Source organism: Streptomyces sp. NPDC088725, from assembly GCF_044751305.1.
Lineage (GTDB): Bacteria > Actinomycetota > Actinomycetes > Streptomycetales > Streptomycetaceae > Streptomyces.
This window is the reverse complement of the sequence record NZ_JBIVLO010000004.1, coordinates 159,741-180,220: the sequence shown is the minus strand read 5'-3', so window position 1 is coordinate 180,220 and position 20,480 is coordinate 159,741. Positions and strand designations below refer to the sequence as shown.

The 20,480-nt window shown below is 69.5% G+C and carries 24 protein-coding genes; 8 read left to right on the top strand and 16 right to left on the bottom strand.

Annotated features, from left to right (window positions below; genetic code table 11):
* Nucleotides 1-47: 47 nt before the first annotated feature.
* The 3 genes from ACIP6N_RS11005 to ACIP6N_RS10995 all read right to left on the bottom strand — a co-directional run bounded on the left by ACIP6N_RS11005 (nt 48) and on the right by ACIP6N_RS10995 (nt 4,759).
* Entirely contained in the window at nt 48-1,814 is a 1,767-nt protein-coding gene (locus ACIP6N_RS11005) for a VWA domain-containing protein (RefSeq protein ID WP_401814635.1), read from the bottom strand.
* Between the two features lie 338 nt (nt 1,815-2,152).
* On the bottom strand, nt 2,153-3,118 hold the full coding sequence (locus ACIP6N_RS11000) for a hypothetical protein (RefSeq protein WP_401815221.1): 966 nt from the start codon (nt 3,116-3,118) through the stop codon (nt 2,153-2,155).
* 156 nt (nt 3,119-3,274) lie between these two features.
* Nucleotides 3,275-4,759 carry an APC family permease gene (locus ACIP6N_RS10995; protein ID WP_401815219.1) on the bottom strand — a complete coding sequence of 495 codons (1,485 nt, stop codon included), beginning with the start codon at nt 4,757-4,759 and terminating at the stop codon, nt 3,275-3,277.
* Between the two features lie 212 nt (nt 4,760-4,971).
* Here ACIP6N_RS10995 and ACIP6N_RS10990 point away from each other — a divergent pair, with 212 nt between their 5' ends.
* Both ACIP6N_RS10990 and ACIP6N_RS10985 read left to right on the top strand, forming a co-directional pair.
* Complete coding sequence (locus tag ACIP6N_RS10990; RefSeq protein ID WP_401814633.1) at nt 4,972-5,421, top strand: RNA-binding S4 domain-containing protein; 450 nt, start codon at nt 4,972-4,974, stop codon at nt 5,419-5,421.
* A gap of 53 nt (nt 5,422-5,474) precedes the next feature.
* Nucleotides 5,475-5,663, top strand: a complete 189-nt coding sequence (locus ACIP6N_RS10985) for a hypothetical protein (RefSeq protein ID WP_401814632.1) — start codon at nt 5,475-5,477, stop codon at nt 5,661-5,663.
* A gap of 38 nt (nt 5,664-5,701) precedes the next feature.
* Here the strand turns inward: ACIP6N_RS10985 and ACIP6N_RS10980 are convergent, their stop codons facing one another.
* Nucleotides 5,702-5,866 (bottom strand): hypothetical protein, encoded by a 165-nt coding sequence (locus tag ACIP6N_RS10980; protein ID WP_401814631.1) that lies wholly within the window; start codon nt 5,864-5,866, stop codon nt 5,702-5,704.
* Between the two features lie 7 nt (nt 5,867-5,873).
* On the opposite strand from ACIP6N_RS10980, the gene ACIP6N_RS10975 reads away from it, so the two are divergent.
* Nucleotides 5,874-6,110 (top strand): IS3 family transposase, encoded by a 237-nt coding sequence (locus ACIP6N_RS10975; protein WP_401815218.1) that lies wholly within the window; start codon nt 5,874-5,876, stop codon nt 6,108-6,110.
* A gap of 202 nt (nt 6,111-6,312) precedes the next feature.
* On the opposite strand, the gene ACIP6N_RS10970 is transcribed toward ACIP6N_RS10975, so the two are convergent.
* From ACIP6N_RS10970 to ACIP6N_RS10950, 5 genes are all read right to left on the bottom strand, one after another.
* Nucleotides 6,313-6,966 carry a contact-dependent growth inhibition system immunity protein gene (locus ACIP6N_RS10970; protein ID WP_401814629.1) on the bottom strand — a complete coding sequence of 218 codons (654 nt, stop codon included), beginning with the start codon at nt 6,964-6,966 and terminating at the stop codon, nt 6,313-6,315.
* Between the two features lie 8 nt (nt 6,967-6,974).
* Entirely contained in the window at nt 6,975-7,280 is a 306-nt protein-coding gene (locus ACIP6N_RS10965; protein WP_401815216.1) for an RNase A-like domain-containing protein, read from the bottom strand.
* A gap of 55 nt (nt 7,281-7,335) precedes the next feature.
* Nucleotides 7,336-7,851, bottom strand: a complete 516-nt coding sequence (locus ACIP6N_RS10960) for a hypothetical protein (RefSeq protein ID WP_401814627.1) — start codon at nt 7,849-7,851, stop codon at nt 7,336-7,338.
* A 20-nt stretch (nt 7,852-7,871) separates the two neighbouring features.
* Complete coding sequence (locus tag ACIP6N_RS10955) at nt 7,872-8,321, bottom strand: RNase A-like domain-containing protein (RefSeq protein WP_401814626.1); 450 nt, start codon at nt 8,319-8,321, stop codon at nt 7,872-7,874.
* 925 nt (nt 8,322-9,246) lie between these two features.
* Complete coding sequence (locus ACIP6N_RS10950) at nt 9,247-9,384, bottom strand: hypothetical protein (protein ID WP_401814624.1); 138 nt, start codon at nt 9,382-9,384, stop codon at nt 9,247-9,249.
* Between ACIP6N_RS10950 and ACIP6N_RS10945 the strand changes: the two genes are divergently transcribed.
* Nucleotides 9,385-9,759, top strand: coding sequence for an ATP-binding protein (locus tag ACIP6N_RS10945; RefSeq protein ID WP_401814622.1), 375 nt, complete (start codon nt 9,385-9,387; stop codon nt 9,757-9,759).
* Here the strand turns inward: ACIP6N_RS10945 and ACIP6N_RS10940 are convergent.
* The 4 genes from ACIP6N_RS10940 to ACIP6N_RS10925 all read right to left on the bottom strand — a co-directional run bounded on the left by ACIP6N_RS10940 (nt 9,746) and on the right by ACIP6N_RS10925 (nt 13,921).
* Complete coding sequence (locus ACIP6N_RS10940; RefSeq protein ID WP_401814621.1) at nt 9,746-11,905, bottom strand: FUSC family protein; 2,160 nt, start codon at nt 11,903-11,905, stop codon at nt 9,746-9,748. The genes ACIP6N_RS10945 and ACIP6N_RS10940 overlap by 14 nt on opposite strands.
* Nucleotides 11,906-11,927: 22 nt before the next feature.
* Nucleotides 11,928-12,215, bottom strand: coding sequence for a DUF2630 family protein (locus tag ACIP6N_RS10935; RefSeq protein ID WP_401814619.1), 288 nt, complete (start codon nt 12,213-12,215; stop codon nt 11,928-11,930).
* A gap of 143 nt (nt 12,216-12,358) precedes the next feature.
* Entirely contained in the window at nt 12,359-12,799 is a 441-nt protein-coding gene (locus ACIP6N_RS10930) for a hypothetical protein (RefSeq protein WP_401814618.1), read from the bottom strand.
* Nucleotides 12,800-12,946: 147 nt separating this feature from the next.
* Entirely contained in the window at nt 12,947-13,921 is a 975-nt protein-coding gene (locus ACIP6N_RS10925) for a hypothetical protein (RefSeq protein ID WP_401814617.1), read from the bottom strand.
* 64 nt (nt 13,922-13,985) lie between these two features.
* Between ACIP6N_RS10925 and ACIP6N_RS10920 the strand changes: the two genes are divergently transcribed.
* The 3 genes from ACIP6N_RS10920 (at nt 13,986) to ACIP6N_RS10910 (ending at nt 16,750) form a co-directional block, all read left to right on the top strand.
* Nucleotides 13,986-14,387 (top strand): hypothetical protein, encoded by a 402-nt coding sequence (locus tag ACIP6N_RS10920; protein WP_401814615.1) that lies wholly within the window; start codon nt 13,986-13,988, stop codon nt 14,385-14,387.
* A gap of 284 nt (nt 14,388-14,671) precedes the next feature.
* Nucleotides 14,672-15,817, top strand: coding sequence for a MerR family transcriptional regulator (locus ACIP6N_RS10915; protein WP_401814613.1), 1,146 nt, complete (start codon nt 14,672-14,674; stop codon nt 15,815-15,817).
* Between the two features lie 147 nt (nt 15,818-15,964).
* Nucleotides 15,965-16,750 (top strand): SDR family oxidoreductase, encoded by a 786-nt coding sequence (locus ACIP6N_RS10910; RefSeq protein ID WP_401814612.1) that lies wholly within the window; start codon nt 15,965-15,967, stop codon nt 16,748-16,750.
* A gap of 136 nt (nt 16,751-16,886) precedes the next feature.
* On the opposite strand, the gene ACIP6N_RS10905 is transcribed toward ACIP6N_RS10910, so the two are convergent.
* The 3 genes from ACIP6N_RS10905 to ACIP6N_RS10895 all read right to left on the bottom strand — a co-directional run bounded on the left by ACIP6N_RS10905 (nt 16,887) and on the right by ACIP6N_RS10895 (nt 19,208).
* Entirely contained in the window at nt 16,887-17,324 is a 438-nt protein-coding gene (locus ACIP6N_RS10905) for a universal stress protein (protein ID WP_401814611.1), read from the bottom strand.
* A gap of 73 nt (nt 17,325-17,397) precedes the next feature.
* Nucleotides 17,398-18,111 (bottom strand): FMN reductase, encoded by a 714-nt coding sequence (locus ACIP6N_RS10900; RefSeq protein WP_401814610.1) that lies wholly within the window; start codon nt 18,109-18,111, stop codon nt 17,398-17,400.
* A 2-nt stretch (nt 18,112-18,113) separates the two neighbouring features.
* Nucleotides 18,114-19,208: an LLM class flavin-dependent oxidoreductase gene (locus ACIP6N_RS10895; RefSeq protein ID WP_401814608.1), complete on the bottom strand. Its 1,095-nt coding sequence runs from the start codon at nt 19,206-19,208 to the stop codon at nt 18,114-18,116.
* A 259-nt stretch (nt 19,209-19,467) separates the two neighbouring features.
* Between ACIP6N_RS10895 and ACIP6N_RS10890 the strand changes: the two genes are divergently transcribed.
* Nucleotides 19,468-20,472, top strand: coding sequence for a hypothetical protein (locus ACIP6N_RS10890; RefSeq protein ID WP_401814607.1), 1,005 nt, complete (start codon nt 19,468-19,470; stop codon nt 20,470-20,472).
* The last annotated feature ends 8 nt before the right edge of the window (nt 20,473-20,480 follow it).

Here is a 20,480-nt window from a genome sequence, read left to right as displayed (position 1 = left end):
GAGCGGCCGCCGGCCGCGCTGGTGTGCGGCGGCCGGCGGCTGACGGATCAGCTCTCGGTGCCGGGCTTCCAGCCGTCGAGTACCGCGCGGTAGAGATCTGCGTCGGGAACCTCGCTGGGCGTGGGCCCGGCGTGGAAGAACCCGACGTTCGTCAGTTCCGCGCGCTGCTTGCGCAGGAAGTCGAACGCCTTGGACTCACGCTCGCCGAACGCCACGAACGCCCAGTGGATCGGCTTCCCGGCCACCGCGACGAGCGCCTGCCGCGCGGGCAGCTTGGCGTCGGGTGCCCCGTCGGTCTGGAACACGACGAGCGCGGGCACCTCGGCCCCGGACTTCTCGTAGTGCTCGACGACCTCCTCGACGGCGCGGTGGTAGCTGGTACGCCCCATGCGCCCGAAGGAGCCGTGCAACTCCTCGATCCGGCCCTCGTAGGAGGACAGGCTGAGGTCGCCGGTCCCGTCGATGTCGGTCGAGAAGAACACCGTGCGCACGACGACGTCCTCGCCGAGGTGCGAGGCGAGCGCGAGGGTCTGCTCGGCGAGGTGCTGGGCGCTGCCGTCCTTGAAGTACGGCCGCATGGAACCGGAGCGGTCGAGTACGAGGTACACGACGGCACGCGCGTCGACGAGCCCACGCTCCTGGAGCGCGCCGTAGGCGGCGTCGCGGTGGGCGACGAGGGGGTGCGCGGGGCGCGCGGTGGTGGTGGGCGCGGCGTGCGTGGCTGCGGCCACGGGCTCGGGGTCGGCCTGCGGCTGGGGTTCGGCTTCGGCCTCCGCTTCCGGCGCGGGCGCGGCTTCCGGCTCGGCCTCGGCCGCGGGGGTGGCCGTGGACGCGGCTACGGGCTCGGGGGCGGCGATCGGCGCGGGTGCGGGCTCGGGGGCGGCGACCGGCTCGGGTACGGACTCCGCTGCGGGCTCGGGGGCCGTCACGGGCTCGGGGTCGGCCTCGGGCTCGGTCTCGGCTTCGTCCGTCGTGGCCTTCGTGGCGACGATGTCCGCGTCGGCAGCGGCGGTCACCGCTACGGGAGCCTCCTCGGGCTCCTCGGCCGGGGGCACCGCGTCGTCCGCGTCGTCCGCGTCGGGCGTGGACGCGGACGTGGGCGAGGCAGCCGCCGCCTCGTGTGCTGCCGCGGCCGCCTCCGCCTCCTCTGCCGACCCGACGACGGGGTCCGCCACCGCGAGGGGGTCGTTCCGCGGGGACTCCGTCACCGGAGGCTCCGTAATGACGGGCTCCTCGGCAGCGGGTTCCGTGACGGCGGGCTTCGTCTCGGCCGGCTCCGTCACCGGGGACTCCTCCGCGGTGGGCTCCTCGGCGGCGGCCTCCGTCAGGGCGGGCTCCGTCGGCTCGGTCTCAGCCACGGGCGCCTCAGCCACGGGCGCCTCGGCCACGGCGGTCTCGGCCACGGGCGCGTCGGCCACAGCGGTCTCGGCCACAGCGGTCTCCGCCGGAGCCGGCTCCGTCACGGCCGGCTCCCCGGGCGAGGACTTCTGCGCCGGGATCGTCGCCGAGTTGTTCCGTTCCGTCCTCTGGGCGCGGGCGCTGTCGAACGCCGCCGCCACCAGGTCCGACGCCGCTCCCGGCTTGGCCGCCGTACTCGCCGAGCCCTCGGCGGTGTTCCTCTCCTGTGCCTGTGCGGGAACGCTCGCGCTGGTCACGCCCGATTCCGGGCGCTCCGCGTGATCGGTGTGGTCAGTGGTGTGCTCGGTGGCGCGGTCGATGTGGTCGGCCTGCGGCGGTACGGAGGCTGCCGCCGACTCGTTGCGCTCCCCACGGTCGCGTCCAAACACCTTGCGCAGCAAGCTCCGAATGCCCATGGGCGAGGCCTTCCAGATGAGTTGGGTGCCGTGTATCTGTCCGCTCCTGGGGGCCGGGGTCCCGGCGGACTTCACCGGGGCGGAACCCCGCATCCCTGGCCAGGGCGGATACGTAAGGTTAGCGGCCGCTCCGAGTGATCTCCGGCAGGGGAGGCCCGCGCGTGACAAGGAAGATGCGGGGAAGATGCGCGGAAGTTGCCTGCCCGGTCACGAACGGCGCGCGGTCCCACGACGCCCTCCGGCCTGCGGCGCAGCGCGCGACACCCCCGCGACACCGCCCGCGACACCGCCCGCTTCGCCGGCGCGGACCGGCGCTGTCCGTTCGGCAGTTCAGCCTTTCAGCTGTCCAGTGTCGCCCGTCTGAAGGACGTGAACTGCCCGGCCGCGTCCCCCGTGTACGACCATGGCACCCGCGTGGCCCGCCACCCCAACAACAGGAACAACTCCCGCGCCTCGCCCTTCTGTCCCGCGTAACAGGCCGCGTGCGTGAGGTAGTTCAGCTCGGTGATCTCCTCCGGCGCGACCGGCCCCCGGGCCCGCCAGCCGAGCCACCGGTCGAAGGTGCGCCGTATCTCTGTCACCGCCAGCTCGTGGCGCCAGTGCTGCTGTTGCCCGATGCCGCGCGCAGGCGGCCGGTTTCTCGCCGTTTCCGTCAGATGGCGGAACTCCTCCACCCGTGCGATCTGCACCAGCACGGGAAGCGGCGAGCCGTGCGGCGCGGCGCCCGCCGCGTCGCGCGCGAAGTCGTACATCCTGCCGTGCGAGCCGTGCCACCGCGCGGAGAAGTAGCGGAGCAGCTGGATGTGCCCCTCCATGTTGTACGGGTCGCGCCTGCGCATCTCGTCGAACCAGCTCCGCAGTTCGTCACCGCTCACGCCGTGCTCGTACAGCCGGGCGACGGTGAGCAGCGAGATCCACGGCATCGGGTCGGCGGGCCTGCCGCCCGCCGCGTTCAGGCAGGAGAGCACCACGTCGTCCAACCGCGCCTGGGAGACGCCCGTACCGCCGTGTCCGCCTGGTCCGCTCGCTCCTCGGTCCGCCGCGATCGCCTGGTTGAAGACCCGTACGACTTCGGTCGCCGCCCACAGCACCGCCGCGTCCGGGCTGTCCGGTTCGGCGGCCCGCCAGATCTCCACCGCCGAACTGCCCGCCGCCGCATGGGAGAGGATCCGTAGCCGGTGCGTACGGCGCGTCCAGTCGTCGCCCGTCGTACGCAGGAGGTCACGTACGCCCTGCCAGCGGCCGATGACGATGTCCTGCCGCGCCTCGGTCAGCGCCAGGTCCCCGAGGTCCGTGTCGAACACCGGCGGACCGTGCTTGGCGGGCTGCCTGACCTTCGGCTCCCTGACCTTGGACTGGCGAACCTGTGACGGAACGTCAGGCGCGCGGTGACGGTGCTGGGCCAACGCGGCACTCCCCTCAGAACCTCAGAACACCCGGACCCTCAGGACGCCGCCCCCTCAGAAGTCGGTCGACAGCGCCTCGTCCGTCCGCTCGGATCTGCCCAGCGCGGTGTCGGCGTACGCCCCGTCGTCCGCCACGATCCGCGTCGCGTCCAGTTTGGCCGGACAGTAGTACGAACTGCCCTTGCGCCAATACCAGAACATCGGAATCAGTCCCACGGCCAGGCCGCCGATCCCGATCACGATCGCCGTCCGGCTCAGCTCGCTCAGCGACTCGAAGAAGATCCAGAACATGAAGAGCGCGCCGCCCAGCGGCCAGAGCCCGGCGAAGACGAAGTCCCTGAGCGAACGCAGCAGCACCTTCCGGTACGCGACGACCGCCGCGAGGCCCGCGAGGCCGAAGTAGACGGAGATCTGGAGGGAGATGGCGGTGACGGAGTCGGCGACGATCTCCGTCACGGAACCGATCGCGGTGGCCGCCGCGAGCATGCCGAGCCCCACGACCCCGGTCACGGTGATCGCGACCCAGGGCGTGTTCAACCGCCGGTGCACCTTGCCGAACGCGGCGGGCAGCGTACGGTCCCTGCCCATCGCGAACAGCGAGCGCGTCACCTGGATGAGGGTGGTTTCGAGGGTCGCGACCGTCGACAGCATCACCGCGACGATCAGCAGCTTGCCGCCGATGCCCGGCCACAGCACCTCGCCCAGTGCCCCGAGCACATTGGCGCTGCCGGCCGCCAGCTGCTCGTCGCTGAGGATGATGTTGACCGCGATGGTGAACGCCTCGAAGAGCAGAAAGACCACACCGATACCGATGAGCGCGGCGAGTCCGGCCGTCCTGCGGCTGTTGCGGGTCTCCTCGCTGAGGTTGCTGGTGATGTCCCAGCCCCAGTAGTAGAAGGCGGCCACCAGCGCGCCGGAGGCGAAGCCCGACGCGCCGTGGAAGTGGGCGAACCCCAGCCAGGACCAGTCGAAGGGGCGCGCGGAGCCTTCATGGGCGATCGCCACGACGATGAAGATGAGCAGCAGTCCCATCTCCGCGCCGGAGAGCAGGAGCTGCGCCCGTACGGTGATTCTGGCGCCGCCGAGCACCACGAGCACCATGATCAGCAGCCAGCCCGCGCCGACCAGGGTGGCGAGGCGGGTGTCGCCGGTGAGAGGGCCGTCGGGGCCGTCGAGGAGCGCGAGCGTCATCGCGCCGGCGGGCAGCGATCCGGCGACCATGAAGATCGTCGTGGAGATGACCAGCGCCCAGCCGGAGAGGAAGCCGAGGAACGGGTGGAGCGTACGGGCCACCCACGAGTACGCGGCGCCCGCGTTGGCGTCGAGCCGCCCGAGCCTGCCGTACGCGAACACGATCCCCAGCATCGGTATCGCGCAGTAGAGCAGCGCGGCGGGACTGGCGAGCCCGACGGCGCCGACGAGCACGGCGGTGGTGGTGGCGAGCGAATAGGCCGGCGCGCTGCCCGCGACGGCCATCACGACGGTGTCGAAGGTACCGAGGACATTGGGCTGGAGCCCCCTGCCTGGGTTGCTGCGCATGGCGTTCACTGCTTCCGGGAAGTACGTCGCGTCGTGCCCATGTGTCGTGTGTGTCGTGCTCATGTGTCGGTGTGTCAGAAACGGAAGATCGAACGCATCGTAGTCGTGAGTGTGCGGTGAGGCGCCGGGTATCGGTCGCGGAATATCGGTAGCGGACTTGTCGCGGAACGTTCCGCGCTCGTTCCCGTAGCCGGCTCTCGTACCCTCGACGTATGGCTTCCGAGGCAGCAGCAGCGAGCGAACCGGACGCGCGGGGCGGTACAGGTGGTACCAGCGGGACCCCGGCGCCGGGCGAGGTGACGGGCACGGCCAGGGTCGACACCTGGATCTGGTCGGTACGGCTCACCAAGACGCGCTCCCAGGCGGCCGCGGCCTGCCGCGCGGGCCACGTCCGCGTCAACGGCGAGCGCGTCAAACCCGCGTACGCGGTCAAGGCGGGCGACGAGGTCCGCGTACGGCACTCCGGCCACGAACGGGTGGTGGTCGTGTCCCGCATCGTGCGCAAGCGCGTGGGCCCTCCGGCGGCGGTGCAGTGCTACGTCGACAACAGCCCGCCGCCCCCGCCCCGCGAGTTCGTGGCCCCGGTAGCGACCCGGGACCGGGGCGCCGGCCGCCCGACGAAGCGCGACCGGAGGGAGCTGGACCGGCTCCAGGGGCTTTGAGGGCATGGGGCTCCGCCTGCGGACCGTGCGGGCCGCCAGGTGAGGATGAGGCCATGAGCGAACGCGACTGGAACGACGACAGAGCCTACGAAGCCGCCGTCGACCGCGCCGCCCGCGCGACGCGGCTGGGATGGTCCGTCATAGCGAGCGTCACCGGCCTGGCCGGCTGCGCGGTGGCGGCGCTGGCCCTGGCGGCCCTGGCGGTCTTCGCGTACGTGGTGATGTGCCTGAGCGCCGGCTGACCGCCGACCGTCCCTGTGATTGCCGGTGACGCGTTGTGCTACGTCGGCGTACCCACAAGGTCGCCGCGCAGCAGCCGCAGCGTTATCGCCCCGTGGTGCGTGACGCAGGTGAACCACTGCGTCCTGTCGTCGCAGAAGAACAGCACCGCGGGAACGCCACAGACCCAGCACGCCTCGGCGTCGGGTACCGCAAGGTAGGACACCCACACTCTGGGTTCCGACGCCTCTTGTTTCGATAACGCTGCTGCGGAAAGCTGGTTCGCCGTCCTCAAAGCGGAGATCGGAACCGCCGTCTGGGAGACCCGAGAGGCCGCCTGGGCCGACGTCTTCCGCTACATCGAGATCGAATACAACCGCAGCCGACTCCGCAGGCACCCCGAGTACGGGTACGTCACCCCGCTTGAAACGAGAACCTTGCTCAGGCAGGACCTCACCCCCGCAGCGTAAACACCTGCCGTCCAGGACCCGGGGGGAACTTCACCGGGCCGTCGGCGCTGAGCTTCCGCCGGACCAAAGTGAGCCAACTCGCGTCCGCTCATGTCGAGATTGTTGACGCGGGGTGGGTTGTTATCTACGGGTTCGGGCCGAGGGCGGGCAGGGTTGGGATGCTCAGGCCTATTGCCTTCGCACAGCTTCGTGGTCGTGTTGGTCACCCAGAGGTACCAGCCACCGCGAACCGCCCGGCGAGTTCGGCGAGCCAACCGCTGGGGCTGTACGGGGCTGGGGGATCAATCTCCATGCCCAACTCGGCGACCGCGACAGCGTAGTCGGACTCCTCCAAGGGCAGCACCAGCAGATCGTGCAGCTCACCCGTCAACTGGGCAATGATCCCCGGATCGGTGGTTTCGAGATAGTCCTGGAGCGCATCCTCGTGGTCCTCGAACTCGTTCGGCATGTCCTGAGAAAACCAGCCCCCCAGCAACTGGGCGAGCTCGGGAAAGCGGGCGTGCCACTCCCAGTGAGTCTGTGGAGGAGCAGGCGGCGGTGCCTCGCCATTCTCGACGCTCTCCCTGAGACGGTTGGCAAGCCCGAGCAGCCACGCCTGAATATCGGCGTCTGCAAGTCCGACATCGGGAACGGGATAAAACTCACCAAGGCGTAGCCGAAGCCGACCCGGAGGATTCTTGGCGTACTCCCGCAACTGGTGCTCGGCAGCAGCGATCGCCCAGGGGCGCGTACGCCAGTGGTGCCGCAGATACGCGGTGAGTGCCTCTTCGTCCTCGGCGGTACGGCCCAGATAGGCACGCATGACCTGATCCAACTCGCCGTATCTACGGTCGTGTTCGAGCGGCTTCAGTGACACGGGCGCCTCTAGAGGTAGATCGGGAAGGTGGCGTGCACAGTGAAACCGTGCGGGGTTGCGGCATCTCGCTTCAGGATCACACGGGCAGCGCGGACATCGACAGCGTCACGCCCAGCGAGCATCATCGCCTGCAACAGGACACGCCCGATCGGATGCGGACGGGACGGCCAGGTGCCCTCGATAGTGAGGCGCTGCCGTGTCGACTGGGAAAGCCAGCGGTGGATGACCTGCTCGTTGCGCGTCACCACCTGTTGGGTACACCACTGAGCGGTCTCTCGGTCGAGGTAGCCGGCGGATCTATTCCGGATTGGCATTGCTGAAACCTTGAAAAGTTGAGAATCGAAAACCGGCGCGTCCGGATAGCTGTCACTACGCATCTTCAAATCTCCAGGCGACGAGGAGATACTGCGATGAGACGGCAATCAGACAAACGTCATAGAGCACTGTCGACAGTGAATTAAAGTGGAAGCTGGATGCGAAAAAATCCGCATCGGCTCCATCTTCGGCATGGCCGTGGTTGGTGAAGAATTCAACCTCTTCGCCCACGGCGCGGACAATCCCCCTGACGCAGCCGTCTCTGACTTCATTCGCCTCTCGCAGTGACGCGTCGGGGCCCAGATGAAAGGAACCGACCGCGAGGAGCTTCAGCAGATCTTCGGCGCCACGGCGGTTCACGGACAGTAGGCTCTGGCGCAGATCGTCCGATGTGACGGCATCGAACATCGCGACAGGGGCGACCCCGATACGGTCTCCGCTCTTCGAGCCTTGGATCACCGACAACGCATCATGGACCCAATCCTCGTTCGCCCGCTGTGCCAAAAACAGAAAGGCGCTTCGCTCGTCGAAGAGTTGGGTCGCACATTCGGGCAGTCTGGCGACGCTCACGATCTCACTCGCTTAAGGAACTAGGGGTGGGTTGGCATAGAAGTGTAGACGACATACGGAGGGTCGATGCCGTTCTTGTATTTGAGTACTACCTTAACGCTGTGTGTGTCACTCGCTGATGGTGATCCGGCAGGCATGGTCCTTCCGGTGGCATAATCGAATTCCACCGTGTCCAGCGCCAGTATTGAGTTGTCCCTGCGCGGCTTTGATAGCCAGTTCTCGATTTTCTGGGGGTTGTTGACTCCCGTATTCGGCTTGTCCGCATTTTCTGCCTTGCTGGGATCCGGCCCTATCTCGTCCATCGAATCCTGAGTCACCTTCTGTGCGATCGCAAGGTCGGGGAAGGTGGACGCAGCGGCGATGGCGGGTTGATCGCGCAGCCTACTCAGCAACTGGGTATCGGTCTGCCCCACATGCTTATCGAGTACCAGGTCTTCGTCCGAGACTTCGAGATCACTGTTGTCCCCCATGACTCCCCCTCCTACGGCGTTCCAGCACCCTAGCAACGCAGTCCGACAGTGGGACGATTGCACGTCGAGGTGTCCATTTTCTCGTAGCGCGGAGCCCTCACTGCGGGAGAGTTGAGCGTCATGGCGGAGAAGCACTGCAGGTGGGACTCTGAGTTGCGCGAGGGTGGGGCCCAGTCGACGATTTCGCGCGGATCGGAGCGGCGGTCCGCGTCGGAGGCAGGCACCCGGATGACGTCGGTTGTTACCCCTTTTCAACACAGGCCGCAGGAATGATCGGACTCGACCCACTGGTCTCTGCTGGTCAGAAGAGAAGTCACTTTTCCCGCAGTAGAGATGACGCATGGTGCCCTCATCCGTGGAGGCGCCGAATGTCCTTGGATGCCGTCAGTGTTGGGATCGCTCGAGGAGCGGGAGGTCGCGGTCCGGCAGCATGGGGAGTCACTGCCCCGGATGCGGCATGGCCTCAGTCACGGTGAACACCCTCCAGGAGGTAGATGGCGTGGCTGGGGCGCTGCGCTGACGGCGTGCTTCGGGATTGCACTGTCCGACAAGCTGTTGGTGGCCTTCGGCTCCGCGTCTGGACCTGTCCATGCGCGTGGGCAACTGCGTCGCTCTGACGATCCGAGGCGACGCTTCTTTCGGTGAACAATGGAGCGCCGGGCCGATCATCGCCGTACCAATGCAATCCTCACCGCGCTCGTTCGCGGCATCCACCTTGGCCGGGTCGTCCATAAGTGCCAGACCCTTGCCGCTCTCCCAGATCCACGCGGACACTACGACCGGTCTTCCCTTTCCGCCCGTCACCCGCCGCACTGGGCGGGGCCCGCTGCAGCTTCTTGTCAGAGGCACGTCCCGGCCTTCACCCGGCACATGCCTCTGACAGATGCCCTCCCACCTCGGGTCACTTCGGATCGTCACGTTGGTCTCACGGACAGTAAAAGGCCTCGCCGCAGGGAAGGTCACTGCCATGAACCACGATGGTGAGCAGTGCAACCAGTACGAAGAGCATGAACAGTGCGATCAGTACGACCGGCATGATCAGCAGGATCAGTACGGTCGGCACGTGACGTTCCGGCTGCCCAGCCACCCGCGCAGCGTTGGGCGGGCGCGCGAGGTTCTGCAGGTGGACATCGCGCTTTCCGGGGAGCCGGGTGAGACCGCCGCTCTGTTGCTCTCCGAGCTGGTCACCAACGCCCTGCGGCACGGCAGTCCGCCCGGAAGGGAGATCGCCGTCACTCTCTGCCGCGCCGCCGGGCTGCTCAGGCTGGAGGTCGAGGACGCCGGGGACACGGTTCCCCGGCCTCGTACGCCCGGCCTTGAGGACGAGAGCGGGCGAGGGCTCGCGCTGGTCGCCGCGCTTGCCGATGACTGGGGCGTGGCGCCCAGGAGGGGGCCCGGCAAGCGGGTTTGGGTGACCCTCAAGGTCACCGAGCGGTGAGCCCGGCCCTCCCCTGTGGTGAGGTGATCGCCCGCGCCGCTCTCACTTCCTGCCGCAGCGGAGCCAGTACGCCGTTCTCGTCGCCGGTCAGTTCCGCGCGTACTTCCACCAGTTCCTCGCTCGACCGCACCCCCTCCGCCAGGCCTCGCAACTGCCGCTCGATATCGGCGATTTCGGCCGGCGGTGGTGGAGGGGCGCCGTGGTTGACGCGGACGTGGGCCGCCGTGGTGGCGTCGACGACGCGTTCCACGGCGACGAGCAGCGGCCACCAGGCGACCGCTCGCGCGCTGACCGGCGGAGGTTCGGTCAGAGCGCGCTGGAACTCGGCGCGCAGCGCCGACAGGTCGCGGTAGAGGCGACGGCGTCTGCGCACCCGTTCGCCCTGGTCCGAGAGTGGAGCCGAGCCCGAGGCAGGGGCTGGAGCCGACTCAAGAGCCGGAGTCGCGTCCGCAGCCGGAGCCGAGCCCGGAGCCGAGCCCGGAGCCGAGCCCGCGCCCGGGGACGCAGTCGCGCCCGCGTCCCGAGCAGCAGGGGGCCCGGCCGTCTCCGACGCCCTCGTCCCGCCGAACGCGCACGCCACGTACTCCGCCGCGTCCTCCACCGCCTGCGCCAGCCGGTGTCCGATCCGGGCGTGCCAGCTCTCCGGCCAGAGCAGGTAACCCGCGATCAGCGCGATCGCGCAGCCGATGAGGTTGTCGTACAGCCGTGGCACCAGCAGGTTGAAGCCCTCGTGGTTGAGCAGGTTGGTGAGCAGCAGGATCACCGGCGTCATGGCCGCCGTCTGGAAGACGTACCCCTTCGCGAACACCGCCGGTACCAGCGCCGCGAGCACCGCCACCAGGCCGACGTCCCACCACCCCGTCGGTCCCGCCGCCAGTACCGCCGCCGTGGTCACGAGCCCCACCGCCGTGCCCAGCGCGCGCAGGACCGCGCGCGAGAAGACCGAGCCGAAGTCGGGTTTCAGGATGAAGGTGACGGTGAGCGCGATCCAGTACGAGTGCGTCAGCGGGACCAGCGACACGAAGGTCTGCGCGAGTCCCACGCACAGCGCCAGGCGCAGCCCGTAGCGCCACGACGCCTCGGAGAGCAGGACGTTGCGCGTCCCCCGGCGCAGCCGGATGCCGAGGGTGGCCGGGAGGCCGAGCCGGTCGTCGGTGCTGAGCCGGGTCGGGTCGGTCTGCCGTACGACGTCGGCCGCGTACCGCAGCGCGGTGTCGACGGCGTGCTCGGACGGGCCGCCGGGCTCGGGGAGCCGCGGCGCACGGCCGCCCGTACGCCCGGCCGCGACCGCGTCCGCCAGCTCCCGCACGGCCGCCGGGATCGCCGCGTGCCGTACGCCGCCGGCCTGGTGGACCGCCGGTGCGGCCTCGACCAGCGGGATGACCGCGTTGAGCTGCGCGAGCAGCCGTACGAGCGGGCTGCGGCGGCCGTAGTCGCGGGCGCGGCGGGCGACGACGAGGTCGTACGCCTGGTTGAGGGCCTGGCTGACGGTCTGTCGGCTGCCGGAGTACCGCTCGGTGCCGGCCGCCTCCAGCAGGTCGGCCGTCGCGCGGTACGTCCCGGCCACCGCGGCCCGTTCCGGCACACGGCCGCGCAGTGGCCAGGCCGCCAGCGTCAGTGCGAGGACGAAGAGGCCGCCGATACTGAACAGCAGTGGTGGTTTCCACCACGGGCCCGGCAGTTGGATCCCCGCGCCCAGTTCCGCGTCGAGCAGGAGCAGCAGTCCGGAAGTGGAGGCCACGGCGCCGATCGACGAGATCATGCCGGAGATCAGGGCGAGCAGCGTCAGCACGGAGACCGCGACCCAGCCCCTGCCGAACACCAGGAAACCGAGTGTGACCCCGATCGCGCCGCTGAGCTGCGGGACCGTGATGGTGAGCAGCCGCATGCGGTAGGCGTCGGCGGTGTCGCTGACCACGGCGAACAGCGCGCCGATGGCCACCAGCGCGCCGTACACGGTCCTGCCGGTGGCCAGGCCGACCGCGAGGGGCACTCCGAGTGCCACGACCGCGCGCGCGGCGGCGGCCCAGGGGATCGGGACGGGCTGCGGACGCAGGCTCGCGAGCAGCCACTCGGGCGGGTAGAGGCGGGGCGCGGCGCGCCGGGCACCGGTAGTGCCCTTGCCGTTGGCTTCGTTGCCGCTCATGGGCCCGGGTTCCCCGCCGGCCTCAGCCCTGGTAGCCCTCGACCTCGTTCGCCGGGCGTACCGCCGCCTCGTCCGGGTTCTCGCCGAACTCCGACTTGGCGCGGCGCTGACGCAGCAGGTCCCAGCACTGGTCGAGTTGGACCTCTACGGAGTTGAGCCGCGCGCGTTCCTCGTCGCCGAGCCCGCGGCTTTCCGTGGAGCGTGCGCGCAGGGAGCGCTCCTCCGCGACGAGTTCGTTGATGTTGTCCAGGATCTGGCCGTCCTTGCCAGGAGTGCTGCCCGAGGTGCTGCCCGGCGTGCTGGTGCTCATGGCGACTGGTCCCTCCGCGTTCGTTCTCGCTCATCCACGCTCGTTCACGTCCATCAGGTGCGTTCGCGACACGCTCCGGAACGGCCAGGAGCGGCCACCGCACCGCGAAGGGGGTGGCCGCTCCGAGCCTCAGGTGTGAATCTTTACGCCGTCCTCCTGGCGTGCCAGTCGATCGCCAGCGCCCAGATCACGAACGCGGAGAGCGCCATGCCCACCACGGCCCAGATCGGCTGGTACGGCAGCCACATGAACTGCGCTACGAGGTTCAGCGACGCGAAAGCGATCCCGATGTACCTGGCTATGCGCGACCGCATGAGGATCCCGAGGGCCGCGACGCCCAGCAGGACGCCCAGGCCGACGTGGATCCAGCCCCATGCGTGGAGGTTGAAGGCATACGCGTAGCCGGAAACGCTGGTGAAGACCCTGTCCCTCCGGACGGCCGCGACACCCTGGAGGATGTTCGTCGCGCCGATGACCATCAGGACGACCGAGGCGAACAGGCTTCCGCCCCTCGGCGAGGTAGAGCTCCTTCCCACATGTGAGTGGGCGCCGGTGCCCGAGCCCGTGCCAGTTCCGGCGCCCATGCCTGTTCCTGCTCCTGTGCCCATGTTCTGGCCAGCGCCGTAGCCCGTGGTGTTGGGGGGGCGCTGTGCTGTGTTCTGGCTCATAGCTTCATGGTGCTCCAAACGGAGCAAAGGCGACATTTGGGAAAGGTCTCTGGCGATAAAGATTCAGTAAAGCCGCCGGTGACGCACCCAAGGCCCCGTCAGTACGGCCGCCAGCGCGAGGACGATTCCGGCCGAGAGGACCGACCAGGCCGTCGTACGGAGGGATGCGGTCAGCGCGTCGTACACCGCGCGGCCCGCCGAACGGTCCGAAGGAGACGGCAGATTGTCGAGCGTCAGCCCCCGCCCCATCGAGATCGCCACGAACAGCACCACCGCGCCGACCGCGAACGCCAGGCCGGTGGCGACCACCGCGCGCCGCCGGTGTCCGCGCGGGGGCAGCAGCATCGCGGCCAGCGCGAGCACCAGCGTTCCCACGGCGGGCCAGATCCCGGCCGCCTGGAGGTCACGTACGAGATCGAGCCAGCCGCCGAGGCCGTCGGGTTCCAGGAGGGTGATGTCGGTGTGCTGGACGGGGATCCGGTCGGCCAGCGGCACCCCTTCGTGGACCAACTGCCGCTTCACCTGTTCCGTGACGGTCGCCAGATTGATGGTGACCGCCCGTCCGTTGTCGTGATTACTGCTCAGCGCCTGTTCCGTGGCGTTCTGGGTGGCACGGCTGACCGCCGTCCACGCCGTCTTGAAGGCGGGGGTCGCGGTGAAGGACCGTACGGCGTCGTGGAGCAGCGCCCGTACCTGGTCCTGGAGCGGTCCCGCGTCGATCTGCTTCATGACCTCGTCGGTGACGCGCTCGGTGATGGCCGCGCGTACGTGCGGGTCGGAGGCGAGCGGAGCGGTCGTCGCGACGAAGCGGTCGCTGTCGCCGATCTCCAGCTTCATGAACGCCGCGACCGCGCTCAGCGGAGTCAGGACCGTCAGCAGGACGATCAGAACCGCGGAGAGAACGTTGGTCAGGGCCGTGGAGAGGGAGGTCCGCACATCCTCAGGTAACGCGGGCCCGACGGGCGGCGCGAGCAGTGCGCCGCCGTACGGTGACCGGCTCGCGCGGGGCGGCCGCGGCCCCTCTGACTTGCCGCTCATGGCATGCGGGTGTGCCCTGGATGGGTGGGGGTCGCGGGGGGTGTGAGGGAAGGAGTCATCAGTCATGGCCACTCCAGCGGCAGCACCCGCGCGGCATCGCGCCCGTCGACCCGGACACCATGTCTCACCGTTCGCTCCCGCTCTGTCGATCTTTCTGGGTATCTGTTACGGCGCTTATACGTCGTTCCTCGCGCGCGGTGGTGGAGCCGCCACCTACGGGCAGCTCGCTCTCGCGCTGATATCCGGGCTGGGGCTGGCTGTGCTGGTCTTCGTCCTCACCCGTTTCCAGCGTGTCCTGCCACGCGAGCTGCGGGCCGCCGCGTACGGCGTACTGATCGGCGGGGCGGTCGGCTTCCTGCACGCCCTGACCGGGGCGAGCATCTACAGGTCGTGCGGTATCGGGCTGGGTGTCGGCATCGGCGCGGTGCTGATCAGCTTCTACTGGTTCTACATGCGCGAGCAGTAAGTACTGCGCGCGCGGAGCGCGGGCGTGCCGCGTAAATACCGCGAGGACGGGCGTGCGGCGGCAGTAAGTACTGCGAGCGCGGAGCAGGAGCACGGGCGTGCCGCGCGGCGGTGGGTCGTGAGCAGTAAGTACTGCCGCGAGTTCCGCGCGTGCGCGCGGGCCCCTCGCTCCCTGGCCTCGCATCCTGGCCGCCCGTCCCCTCACCGCCTCCTCTTGACCTTCCTCCACAGGGAAGCCCAAGCATCAGTGGTGCCGGGCGGAGAGCCCGGCGGAGGGAGGGAAGCATGGGCCCGCTGACGATCGGTGCGTTCGCCCGTATGTCCCGGCTGTCCGCGAAGGCGCTGCGTCGCTACGACGACCTGGGCCTGCTGCGTCCGGCGCGCGTCGACGCCGACAACGGCTACCGGTACTACGACGAGGCGCAGTTGGAGCGGGCCCGGCTGGTGGCGTGGTTACGGCGCATCGGGATGCCACTGGCCCGGATCCGCGACGTGTGCGATCTCTGCGAGACGGACGCGGCCGGAGCCGCCAGGGCGGCCGAGGACATCCGGGCGTACTGGGCGCGGGTCGAGGCCGAGACCGCCCATCGCCGGGAACTGGCGACCTTCCTCATCAACCATCTGTCGGACCATCCGGCAGGGAAAGGCGTTGCTGCTATGTCAAACGCTCTTGGGCTGCGTTACGCGGCCCGGTCGGACCGGGGTCTGGTTCGTGAGACCAACCAGGACGCGGTGTACGCGAGTTCGCGGCTGCTCGCCGTGGCCGACGGGTACGGGGGCGAAGGCGCTCCGGCCAGTACGGCCGCGATCGAGGCGATCAGGCCGCCGGCCGAGGCGGTCCACGGCGGGGACCTGCTCAACGCGCTCGCCGAGTCCGTGAAGGCGGCGAACCGCGCCGTCGACGGCTACTCCGGCTCCGGCACCACCCTGACCGCGATGGTGTGGACCGGTTCGCAGCTCGCGCTCGTCCACATCGGCGACACCCGCGCCTATCTGCTGCGGGACGGCGCGTTCTTCCAGATCACCCAGGACCACACCGTGGTCCAGTCGATGATCGACGAGGGCGCGCTCACCGCCGAGGAGGCGCTTTCGCATCCGCAGCGGATGATGCTGCTCAGGGCGCTCGACGGGCTCGACGGACCCGGTGGCCCGAACGGGATCGACAGCCCCGAGGGCGACGAGGGCCGCAGGCGCCCCGACCTGCGGCTGCACGACACGCAGCCCGGGGACCGCTATCTGCTGTGCTCCGACGGCCTGTTCGCGGTGGTCGCGCCGGAGGAGGTACGAGAGGTGATCACCACGGCCGCCGAGCCGGACGACGCCGTACAGCAACTGGTCAAGCTGGCCAGGCGGGCCGGGGGCCCGGACAACATCGCGTGCGTGGTGGCGGACATGGTGGAGCTGAAGGAGCCGCTGGCCGTCGCGAGTTGACGGGAGCCGGTCGCGTACGGCCGGTGAACGCGGCCGGACCGTACGCGACCGTTCGCCGCTCCGGTCCGCCTCGGACCGGAGCGGCTAGTACGACGGCTAGTACGACGGCTAGTACGACGGCTAGTACGACGGGAAAGGACGCACGCCATGCCACAGCCCGTCAGCGGTTCCCTGGATGCCAGACGCGCCCTGGTCACCGGCGGCACGAAGGGCGCCGGCGCCGCGATCGTCCTGCGCCTCGCGCAGGCCGGGGCGACGGTCCTGGCGACCGCGCGCAGCCGCCCCGACGACGTCGCTCCCGAACTGTTCATCGGCGCCGACCTCACCACTCCCCAGGGCGCGCGGAATGTCGTCGCGCAGGCGCGGGAGCGCGTCGGCGGGATCGACATCCTCGTCAACAATTTCGGCGGATCGCACAGCTCGTCCGGCGGGTTCGCCGCGCTGAGCGACGAGGACTGGGACGCGGAGCTGAACACCAACCTCCTCGCCGCCGTACGCCTGGACCGCGGGCTGCTGCCCGGCATGATCGAGCGAGGGAAGGGGGCGATCGTGCACGTCACATCGATTCAGCACCGCATGCCGCTGTACGAGGCGACCCTCGGTTACGCGGCGGCCAAGGCGGCGCTGAACACGTACAGCAAGGGCCTCGCCAACGAGGTCGCGCCGCACGGCGTACGCGTCAACACGGTGTCGCCCGGCTTCATCCAGACCGCGGGCGCGGACGGACTGGTGGACCGGATGGCGGAAGGCGCGGGCATCGACCGCGAGGCGGCGCTGCGGCAGGTCATGGACTCACTCGGCGGCATCCCGCTGGGGCGGCCCGCCCAGCCCGAGGAGGTGGCCGAACTGGTCGCCTTCCTCGTCTCCGACCGCGCCTCGTCCGTCGTGGGCACCGAGCACGTCATCGACGGCGGGACGATTCCGACCATCTGAGGCCGTGTGAGCCTCAAGCGGCCCCGGCCCCGGCCCCGGCTCCAGCCCCCAGCCCCAGCCCCGAAAACAGCCGGAGGGCGACGGTCCCATTGATGCCAGGGACCGTCGCCCTCCTCCGCTCGTTCTCGACAGCCGGTCAGATCTCGGCTCGCTCACCGCGCACCACGACCACCGGGCTCTTCGCGTGATGCGTGACGTGCTGGCTCACCGAGCCGAGCAGCGCCGCCGCGAACTCGCTGTGCCCGCGGTCGCCGACCACGACGAGCGAGGCCGTCGCCGACCGGTCGACCAGGACCTGCGCGGCGTGTCCGCCGACCACCTGCTGATCGATCGTGGAGACGGCGTCCACGCCGACCGTCTTCTCGACGGATTCGGCCAGTATCTTGCCCGCCAGCTGCTCGGGGTCGAAGTCGGCCGGTACGGCCGGGGACATCACGGCCCAGGTGCTGGTGGGGGTTTCCCAGCTGATCAGGGCCTCCACCTTGTCACCGGTGAGCTTGGCCTGCCGCACGGCCCAGGCCAGCGCCTTCAGGGACGACTCCGAGCCGTCCACACCGACCACGATCTTGCCCATGACGCTCTCCTTCTCCGGACCGGTCAGCGTGATCGGTCACCTTCATTGCCCGGAACAAACCCGCGGAACAGACTCACGCAAGTCGCGCGAGAAGTTGTTCGAAAGGCACCACTTCGTCTGCATCTGCTTCAGGCGTAAAAGGCCCTGGGGTATTCCCGGGCGACCCGGCGGCCTGTCCGGCGGGCTGCTCGGTGATCGGTCCGGCCGACGGTCCGGCCGACCGTCCGGCGAGCGACCCGGCCAGCAGCCCCGCCAGCTCCCGGCCCGCCCGCTCGATTCGGGCCGGAAGCCCGCCCGCGTGCGTGTCCGCGCCCGAGCCCCAGTCGTCCGTGGCCGCGAACACACCGGTCGGCAGGGTCAGCGCGTGCAGGTACGCGAAGAGCGGGCGCAGCGCGTGGTCCAGGACCAGCGAGTGGCGTGCGGTGCCGCCGGTCGCGGCGAGCAGTACGGGCGTGCCGCCGAGCGCGTCCGGCTCGACCAGGTCGAAGAACGACTTGAACAGTCCGCTGTACGAGCCCGCGAAGACCGGCGTCACGACGATCAGGGCGTCCGCGCCGGTCACCGCGTCCAGCGCCTCCCGTAGGGGAGCGGCCGGAAAGCCGGTGACCAGGTTGTTCGCGATGTCGACGGCCAGATCGCGCAGTTCGACCACCCGTACGTCCACGGAGCGCCCCTCCGGGACCGCGCTGTGCGTCGCCTCCGTCAGCCGGTCGGCGAGCATCCGCGTGGACGACGGCTTGCTCAGCCCGGCCGACACGGCCACGAGCTTCAAGGTGTCTCTCTCCATGGTCAGACCTCCCTCGCAGAACCGGCAGCAGAACCGGCGACGGCAGCCGGGTGCACAGGCCCGTCCGGGACCCGCGCCGGCCGGTTGCGTGCGAACTCCTCGCGCAGCACGGGAACGACCTCCTCGCCCAGCAGGTCCAGCTGTTCCAGCACGGTCTTCAGCGGCAGCCCCGCGTGGTCCATCAGGAACAGCTGGCGCTGGTAGTCGCCGAAGGACTCCCGGAACTCCAGGGTCTTCTCGATGACCTGCTGCGGGCTGCCCACGCTCAGCGGTGTCTGCTCGCTGAAGTCCTCCAGCGAGGGCCCGTGCCCGTAGACCGGAGCGTTGTCGAAGTACGGCCGGAACTCCCGTACCGCGTCCTGCGAGTTCTTCCGCATGAACGCCTGCCCGCCGAGCCCGACCATCGCCTGGTCCGCGGTGCCGTGGCCGTAGTGCTCGTAGCGCCTGCGGTAGAGACCGATCAGCTTCTGGAAGTGCTGCTTGGGCCAGAAGATGTTGTTGGCGAAGAAGCCGTCCCCGTAGTACGCGGCCTGTTCGGCGATCTCGGCGGACCGGATCGAGCCGTGCCAGACGAACGGCGGTGTGCCGTCGAGCGGCCTCGGCGTCGCGGTGAAGCCCTGGAGCGGCGTACGGAACTTGCCCTCCCAGTCCACCACGTCCTCGCGCCACAGCTTGTGCAGCAGCGCGTACTTCTCGATGGCCAGCGGAATGCCCTGCCGGATGTCCTCGCCGAACCACGGATAGACGGGACCGGTGTTGCCGCGTCCCATCATCAGGTCGACGCGGCCGTCCGCCAGGTGCTGGAGCATCGCGAAGTCCTCCGCGATCTTCACCGGGTCGTTCGTGGTGATCAGGGTGGTGGAGGTGGAGAGGATCAGCCGCTCTGTGGTGGCCGCGATGTAGCCCAGCATCGTGGTGGGCGACGAGGGAACGAAGGGCGGGTTGTGGTGCTCGCCCGTCGCGAAGACGTCGAGCCCCACCTCCTCGGCCTTCCGCGCGATGGTCACCATCGCCTTGATCCGCTCGTGTTCGGTCGGCGTACGTCCGGTGGTCGGGTCGGTGGTGACATCACCGACTGTGAAGATCCCGAACTGCATCGCGCTCACCCTTTCCAGGTGTTTGGTTGAAAATTCAACTGACCATATAACGGAAGGCGCGGATGACCTATTCCGGCCATTGCCCTCTCGCGAGTGAACTTGATGTCCGAATAGTGTGCATCAGGTGTGATCTGGCCCACGCCTGGCTACGCTCCTCCCGCGATCAGGAGCCGTGGTCAGAGCTGTCGGAGCCGTGGTCAGGGCCGTGGTCAGAGCTGGTGGAGCCGTGGTCAGAGCCGAGGTCAGGAGAGGACTTCGTATGCCGACGAGGGCGATGAAGGCGAGGAACGCGATGAGGGCGCCGCGAGTACGGGCGACGCGCCGGCGCACCGCGCTCCTGGCGACCGGCCTGGCGGCGGGGCTCGCGCTGGCGGTCGGCGGCTGTACGGCGTCGAACACGGGCGGTGACTCCGCCAGAACGGACAGCAAGCCCGGCGGGTCGGGCAGTCCGAGCCGCGCGCTGGTGGTCTGGGTCGACACGATGTGCGAGACGACGTCGGCCCTCGCGGCCACGCAGAAGAGCAGCGCGCAGACCATCGAGGAGATCACGCACCCGATGGACGACCCGGTCTTCCGCCAGGAATCCGGCTACGGCGCGCAGAGCTACCTCTCGCAGATGTCCACCTCGCTGAACACCGTCGCGCGCGGCTTCGCGGGCCTGGACCCGTCGGGCATCGCCGAGGCGGACCACCTGCGCGCGGTCCAGGCGAAGGGCGTGGACGGCATCCGGCCCGAGGTCACGAAGCTCGCCGATTTCATGACCGTCGGCAATCTCCCAGCGGCCGAGAAGGTCAGCCGTGCCCAGCGCGTGGCCAAGCTGGTGGCGTCCCTCAAGGCCCCGCACCCCGACCTGCCGGACCTGGTGGCGAAGAACGCGAAGCTGGCCGCCGCGTACGACCTCGCCCCGCGCTGCGCCCACCGCCCCGGCGCTCCGGCCCCGGCCCGGACCCCCGCTCCGACGGCGGGCGGTCTGCCGGCGGCTGCGGACGGTACGGACACGAGCGCGTGCGAGGACGGCGCCTGCCAGATCCTGATCACGTCGAAGCCGGTGGATTTCACGGTCGGCACGCTCAAGGTGACGGCGTCCGTGGAGAACGGCTCGGTCCGGCTGCACCACGCGCAGCCCTCGGGCGGCTCCGGCTCGATGACGTTCGGCGGCCAGGGCGGCAGAGGAACGATCGGGAACGGCACGGGGACGGTGACGGTGCGGATCGCCGCCCTGAAGCCGGACAGCGCGATCCTGGATATCACGTCGTCGTCCTGAACCGCCGC